This window comes from Elstera litoralis (genome assembly GCF_000963705.1).
Taxonomy (GTDB): Bacteria; Pseudomonadota; Alphaproteobacteria; order Elsterales; family Elsteraceae; genus Elstera; species Elstera litoralis.
This window is the reverse complement of the sequence record NZ_LAJY01000440.1, coordinates 1-5,604: the sequence shown is the minus strand read 5'-3', so window position 1 is coordinate 5,604 and position 5,604 is coordinate 1. Positions and strand designations below refer to the sequence as shown.

Genomic DNA, 5,604 nt, shown 5'->3' with positions numbered 1-5,604 from the left:
GTCGCTAGCAGCACGCGGCAGCCTTCCGGGTCCGCCCCGGCCCGCGCCGCCACGAAATGCAACACCGCAACGCCCCAATGGGCTTTCAGCGCGCCCTCGCCGGGGTGACGGGCGGCATGCTCGGCGAGATCGTCCAGCAAGCGCCGCGCAGTAATCGGCTCGGCGCTCGCCCAGCGTTCCACCCAGGCGCAGACGCTCATCGACCAGCCGCGTGGGCGCTGGGATCGTCGGGTAGGGTTTGCGCCAGCGCGTCCAGCCGGCCGAGCGCCGCCACCGGGTCGCGCCCCATCTGGCGGCTCAGGTCTTCGACCAGGGCGAGCACGCGGCGTTCCCGCCACTCGTGCGGCAGGTCGCGCAGGAAGGAAAAAGCACCCGGCTTGTCCGCCGCCTTTTGCTCCGTTTTCCCGGTTAGTCTTCGAGACTCCATCCCCACTCCCCTATGGGTTACTCTAAAAATATCGAGCGCCGATATAGTCAAGCCTTAGGCGCTATGGCACACTTCCGCCGATGACGGCAATCAATTCCCCTCTTCCTCCGGTTCCGCCGAACGAGGCTGCCCGCCTTGATGAGCTGCACAGCTTCTGCGTGCTTGATACACCGGACGACCCGCGTTTGGACCATTTGGTTCAATTAACCACTCGGTTGCTCGATTGCCCCATCGCGCTCGTCAGCCTCCTCGATTCAGACCGGCAATGGTTCAAAGCGAAAGCCGGGCTCGCCACGCAAGAAACGCCCCGACAGCTCGCCTTCTGCGCTTACGCAATCTTGGACGATGATGTCATGATTGTGGAAGATGCTTTAAGCGATCCGCGGTTTACGGCTAATCCGCTTGTCACCGATAGTCCCCATATCCGCTTTTATGCGGGTGCCCCGCTGATTTCTGAAACGGGTTTTCGGCTCGGAACCCTGTGCGTCATCGATCAACGCCCGCGCGAATTTACCGATGCGCAGCAGAGTCTTTTGAAAGAATTAGCGCAATTGGTCGTCGATACGCTCGATCTGCACCGCATTATTCAGCAGACCCGGCAAGATAATCTGGCGCGCACGCGGTTTCTGTCCAGCCTCAGCCACGAGTTGCGCACGCCGCTGAACGCCATTATGGGCTTTAGCGAAATGATCCTGCTGCAATCGCCGACGGACCGGATCGCCGATTATGCGCGCGCCATTCATCAGGGCGGCACCGGCCTGTTGCAGTTGGTCGATGATATTCTGGACTATGGCCAAATCGAAGCCGGGGAGCGCCCGCTCACGCTCGAAGCGCTCGATTTGGACGGGGCTATTCTCAGCGCCATGCGCCAAATTCGCCCGCTGGCCGACCGGCGGCACGTTCACATCAAACTCGCCCTGCCGACGCTGCTAACGGTGCGGGCCGATGCCTCCGCGCTCAATCAGGTTCTCGTCCATCTGCTCGATAATGCGGTGAAATTCACCCCAGCCGAGGGCTCCGTTCGCGTTACCGCCCAAGTGGCCGAGCGGTGGGGCGATGAGCAATGGGCGAATATCACCATTGCCGATACGGGCATCGGCATTCCGCCGGAAACCTTGGGCAAGCTGGGCGACCCGTTCTTGCGGCCGGAAAACGCGCTGACCTCCTCCGAGCGCGGGGCCGGGCTCGGCATCGCTTTCTCGCGGCGGCTGTTGCAGGCAATGGGCGGTTCGGTGGCCTTCACCAGCAAGCCCGATCACGGCACCCGCGTTACGTTGCGGCTTCCAATTGCGCCCGACGCGCCGCTACCGGGAAGCGAGAGCCGCCCCCAAAGCGCGCCCGATAAAGATCGGGCGTAATCCCCAAAGCCCGCCGTAGCGCCCGCGTGAGGGAATCGGTCGAGCCGAACCCCGCCGCTGCCGCAATTTCGGCGAGGGCCTGCCGGTCCGTCTCCAGTAGCAACCGCGCGCGCTCAAGACGCACCGCTTCCACATAACGCGCCGGGGTTTGACCCGTTCGCGCGGTGAAATGGCGGATGAAGCTGCGCTCGGCCAGACCGACGCGCGCCGCCAGCGCCGGAACGCGTAAATCCTCGGCCGGATGGGCGGCGATCCAGGTCAGCAAATCCCCCAGCTTCCCCTCGACCGTCCGTTCCGCCGACCGCGCTTGCGTTGCCAATAGGGTCGAGAATTGCGACTGTCCCCCCGGACGGCGCAAATACAGCACCAACTCCCGCGCCACCGCCAGCGCGATTGCCTGCCCCAAATCCTCCTCCACTAGGGCTAACGCCAGATCGATGGACGCGGTGATCCCGGCGGAACTGTAGAAGGGCGGCGCACTCACATAAATCGCGTCGGGCTCGACGCGGATATTGGGGTAGCGGTCGGCCAAGGCAGCGCAGGAGTGCCAATGGGTCGTCATCCGCCGCCCGGCCATCAAGCCCGTTTCGGCCAGCAGAAACGCCCCCGTGCAAACGCTGGCAACGCGGCGGCAGTGGGGGGCGCGTTCCCGCACCCAGGCAGGGAGCCCCCCCCCTTCCAGCGCCATTTCCACCCCAGGATTGCCGCCGACGATCAAAAGCGTATCGATGCTCGCCGGCAGATCGGCGAGCGGCAGCGTCGGGCCAAAGGCGAGGCCGCAACTGGTCGGCACCGCGCCGCCCGCAACCGAGCCGTGGACGATGCGGTACGGGACGTCCCCCGCCCCGCCCTGCTGATGCTGGAAATGGGCATTCGCCTTAGTGAAAACCTCGGTCGGCCCCAAACAATCAAGGCTTTGGCACTGGGGAAACGTCAGAATGGCCACCGTCCGCATCGCCCGATCTCCTGCCTGCCGATATGGCAGAATATGCGGCTTCTCTGTCCTTTCTGACAAGGGGAAGCTTTCTTAAGGTGGGGCCTTCGTGTCACCGCTGCTATGAGGTTTCCCATGTCGGCCACCCTGTCCCCCTAGCCCGCCGCACGGCAGGAACCCTCGCCCTGTCGCAGTGTCTCTACTTCTGCGCCATCGCCATCGGCCTCACGCTCACCGGAATCGTCGGCAGCGATTTGGCTCCACGCGCCAGCCTCGCGACCCTGCCCTTTGCGCTGCTGACGCTAACCTCTGCTGCGACGACGGTTCCGCTGTCGCTGCTGATGGGGCGCATCGGGCGGCGGCCCGTCTTCATGCTGGGGAGCTTCGCCGCAATTATCGGCGGCATTCTGGCCGCTGCGGCGATTTTTCAGCGTGATTTTACGCTGTTTTGCCTCGGAAACGCGCTGCTCGGGCTGTTTCAGGCGAGTTCGCAATATTACCGCTATGCCGCGACCGACGCCGTTCCCGACCCGGCGGGCAAAGCGCGCGCCCTCTCATGGGTGATGATCGGCGGCCTGGTTGCCGCCTTCTTGGGGCCGCAGATCGCAGCATTTTCCCGCGATTTCTGGGCGCTGGTGCCTTTTGCCGGGGCCTATGGCGCGATTGCCGGGCTGGGGGCGCTGGCGGTCATGGTGCTCGCAACGCTGCCCCTCCAGCCCGTCAGTCAAACCGCATCCGGCGACACCCGACCGCTGGCGGTGCTGGCGGGACAGCCGATGTTTCTGCTCGGTCTGCTCTGCACGGCGTTGGCCTTCGCGGTGATGACTTTCGTGATGACGGCGACGCCGCTCGCGGTGATCGCCTGCGGCTTTTCGGTCGATGCCTCGGCGGGGGTGATCCAGGCCCATCTGGTCGGCATGTTCGCCCCGGCGTTTTTTTACGGGAAAGCTGATCGCGCGCTTCGGCGTCGTGCCAATGGTGAGCGCGGGCCTGGCGCTGTTTCTGCTCAGCGCGGCGGTGGGGCTGACGGGGCTTAGCCTGCCGCATTTCACCCTTGCCCTGGTGCTGAACGGGATCGCCTGGAATATTCTGTTCGTCGGCGGCTCGACGCTGATCGCCCAAGCCGCCACCGCGCCGAAAGAGCGCGCGCGGCTGCAAGCCCTATCGGAATTCAGCGTCTTTGGCCTCTCGGCCCTCGCCTCGGTCGGCGCGGGACCGGCGCAGGCGAGTTTAGGTTGGGAAATCGTCCTCAGCCTCAGCCTCGCGCCGGTCGCCCTGCTGGGTCTGAGCGTTCTTGCCTACCGCGTGACGGGCGCACATCGCGCGCCCGCTTAGAGCCTGTGTAGGAAAAATTTAGGCGTGGTCCGGCCAGAAAGCTGCATCCATGATCTGCTCGAAAGGCCAGGGGCATTCAGCCGGGAATGTGGTTTCCGGGTAGCCCGTTTCCGCAGCAGCCTGGATCACGGCATTGCCATAAGCCTGTTCGATGGCCTCCGCCACCTTGGCTTTGAGGCTGGGATTGTCCGTCAGGTGAACCGCAAGGTCACGCCGTTGCACGCGAACGGTCGCTTCCCAAGAAGCACCTCGCCTCACAGGTTGGAACTGCCATTTCAGCAGGTGCAGGAGCAAGACGGCGAGACGGTTTGCCAGTTCGCGTTTCTCGGTCTTGCCCATGCTTTCGATTTCCTCGGCAATATGCTCGATATCGGCGGCGGACACTTGCCCAGTACGCAGCAAATTGGCCTGTTCATTGGCCCAGGCGTAGAAATCTTGGTCATACAGACTGGATTTAGACATTGGCCGCCCCGCCTATCAGTTTGCCGCGCGTATCGCCGTTCCAGAGAGGAACTCGGGGAGCTTGCTCCCCGAGCCGGGGCGGGGGATCGCCCGCGTTCCCTGCGCGCCTTGCTTTACAGCGCGCTGGTCAGCCAGGCTTGCAGCATCGATTTCGGCATCGCGCCGACCTTTTGCGCCACGACCTGACCGTTTTTGAACAGCAGCATTGTGGGAATGCCGCGCACGCCGTATTTGGCCGGGGAGGCGGGGTTATCGTCGATATCGACCTTGGCGATCGTTACCTTGCCCGCCAGTTCCGACGAGATTTCTTCGAGCGCGGGCGCAATCGCCTTACACGGGCCGCACCAAGCGGCCCAAAAATCGACCAGCACGGGGCCGGGAGCGTTGAGAACGTCGGCTTCGAAGCTGGCATCGGTAACGGGAACGGTCGCCATAATCTTTTCCTTTGTAAGAGCCGGGAAACCCAGCCTGGATAAATGAAACTTAGGGAGCCGTCCCCCCGCCCGTCAATGCCTGAGGCACGCGGAAAGCTTAACGCTGTTCAGCAGTTTGCGCAGAGAGGGTGAGGCTGAGCAAGCCGGGATCGTCCAAGAGCGCCTCGGACAGCGGCATGATCCGCGCGCCATCGGTCCAGATCAACCAGCAGCGCACGGGTTTGTCGAGGTAAAGCTGGCTCAGAACGGCGCGGTAGAGCGCCATTTGCTGTCGATAAGCGCGCGACACGCCGCCTTCGCGCAACGGGGGCGGACGGTTGGTTTTGAAGTCGGCCAGCAGCACTTCGTTTGGCCCAACCCAGAGCCGATCCACCTGCCCTGAGACGATCACATCCCCCACCCGCCCGACCAAAGGCACTTCCGCGCGGGCGTCCGCGCCGAACAGGGGGGCCAAATCGGGATGAGTCAGCACGGTTTCCGCCTCCCGCCACAGGGCCACCTGCTCGGCGTCGGCAAGCTGATGAATGGGGCGGGCGGAGATAGGCGGCGGCGCTCGCCTGCCAGCGCGGCGGCGCTAGATCGGGCAGCATTTGCAGCAGCCGATGCACTAGCCGCCCGCGCTTCAACCTGCGGCGCGTGCGCCCTCCTCCGGCC

The 5,604-nt window shown here is 64.2% G+C and carries 10 protein-coding genes; 4 read left to right on the top strand and 6 right to left on the bottom strand.

The annotated features are described in order from the left end of the window. Nucleotides 1-200 (bottom strand): hypothetical protein (locus VZ95_RS15365; RefSeq protein ID WP_045776638.1); only part of this gene is annotated, 200 nt, incomplete at its 3' end. Then, entirely contained in the window at nt 197-427 is a 231-nt protein-coding gene (locus tag VZ95_RS15360) for a hypothetical protein (protein ID WP_045776637.1), read from the bottom strand. The genes VZ95_RS15365 and VZ95_RS15360, both read right to left, overlap by 4 nt. A gap of 80 nt (nt 428-507) precedes the next feature. Between VZ95_RS15360 and VZ95_RS15355 the strand changes: the two genes are divergently transcribed. Next, on the top strand, nt 508-1,785 hold the full coding sequence (locus tag VZ95_RS15355; RefSeq protein ID WP_052711822.1) for a GAF domain-containing sensor histidine kinase: 1,278 nt from the start codon (nt 508-510) through the stop codon (nt 1,783-1,785). On the opposite strand, the gene VZ95_RS23175 is transcribed toward VZ95_RS15355, so the two are convergent. Continuing rightward, nucleotides 1,697-2,740 carry a GlxA family transcriptional regulator gene (locus VZ95_RS23175; RefSeq protein ID WP_045776636.1) on the bottom strand — a complete coding sequence of 348 codons (1,044 nt, stop codon included), beginning with the start codon at nt 2,738-2,740 and terminating at the stop codon, nt 1,697-1,699. The two genes, VZ95_RS15355 and VZ95_RS23175, sit on opposite strands and share 89 nt — an antisense overlap. A gap of 77 nt (nt 2,741-2,817) precedes the next feature. Here VZ95_RS23175 and VZ95_RS15345 point away from each other — a divergent pair, with 77 nt between their 5' ends. Both VZ95_RS15345 and VZ95_RS24310 read left to right on the top strand, forming a co-directional pair. After that, complete coding sequence (locus VZ95_RS15345) at nt 2,818-3,756, top strand: MFS transporter (protein WP_052711820.1); 939 nt, start codon at nt 2,818-2,820, stop codon at nt 3,754-3,756. After that, the gene (locus tag VZ95_RS24310; protein WP_052711819.1) at nt 3,695-4,054 is read left to right on the top strand and encodes a hypothetical protein; all 360 of its coding nucleotides are present in this window, start codon (nt 3,695-3,697) and stop codon (nt 4,052-4,054) included. Before VZ95_RS15345 ends, VZ95_RS24310 begins: the two co-directional genes overlap by 62 nt. A gap of 18 nt (nt 4,055-4,072) precedes the next feature. Here VZ95_RS24310 and VZ95_RS15340 read toward each other — a convergent pair whose 3' ends face one another. From VZ95_RS15340 to VZ95_RS15330, 3 genes are all read right to left on the bottom strand, one after another. Further along, nucleotides 4,073-4,516 (bottom strand): DUF29 domain-containing protein, encoded by a 444-nt coding sequence (locus VZ95_RS15340; RefSeq protein WP_045776635.1) that lies wholly within the window; start codon nt 4,514-4,516, stop codon nt 4,073-4,075. A gap of 113 nt (nt 4,517-4,629) precedes the next feature. Continuing rightward, the gene (gene trxA, locus VZ95_RS15335; RefSeq protein WP_045776634.1) at nt 4,630-4,950 is read right to left on the bottom strand and encodes a thioredoxin TrxA; all 321 of its coding nucleotides are present in this window, start codon (nt 4,948-4,950) and stop codon (nt 4,630-4,632) included. A gap of 97 nt (nt 4,951-5,047) precedes the next feature. Further along, complete coding sequence (locus VZ95_RS15330; RefSeq protein ID WP_232302685.1) at nt 5,048-5,422, bottom strand: PD-(D/E)XK nuclease family protein; 375 nt, start codon at nt 5,420-5,422, stop codon at nt 5,048-5,050. On the opposite strand from VZ95_RS15330, the gene VZ95_RS27305 reads away from it, so the two are divergent. Beyond that, the coding region (locus tag VZ95_RS27305) for a hypothetical protein (protein WP_232302684.1) at nt 5,411-5,604 on the top strand (194 nt) is incomplete at its 3' end. The genes VZ95_RS15330 and VZ95_RS27305 overlap by 12 nt on opposite strands.

Coding starts and splice junctions, on each gene's coding strand:
- VZ95_RS15360 (WP_045776637.1), bottom strand. CDS start 427: ATGGAGTCTCGAAGACTAACCGGGAAAACGGAGCAAAAGGCGGCGGAC.
- VZ95_RS15355 (WP_052711822.1), top strand. CDS start 508: ATGACGGCAATCAATTCCCCTCTTCCTCCGGTTCCGCCGAACGAGGCT.
- VZ95_RS23175 (WP_045776636.1), bottom strand. CDS start 2,740: ATGCGGACGGTGGCCATTCTGACGTTTCCCCAGTGCCAAAGCCTTGAT.
- VZ95_RS24310 (WP_052711819.1), top strand. CDS start 3,695: ATGGTGAGCGCGGGCCTGGCGCTGTTTCTGCTCAGCGCGGCGGTGGGG.
- VZ95_RS15340 (WP_045776635.1), bottom strand. CDS start 4,516: ATGTCTAAATCCAGTCTGTATGACCAAGATTTCTACGCCTGGGCCAAT.
- trxA (WP_045776634.1), bottom strand. CDS start 4,950: ATGGCGACCGTTCCCGTTACCGATGCCAGCTTCGAAGCCGACGTTCTC.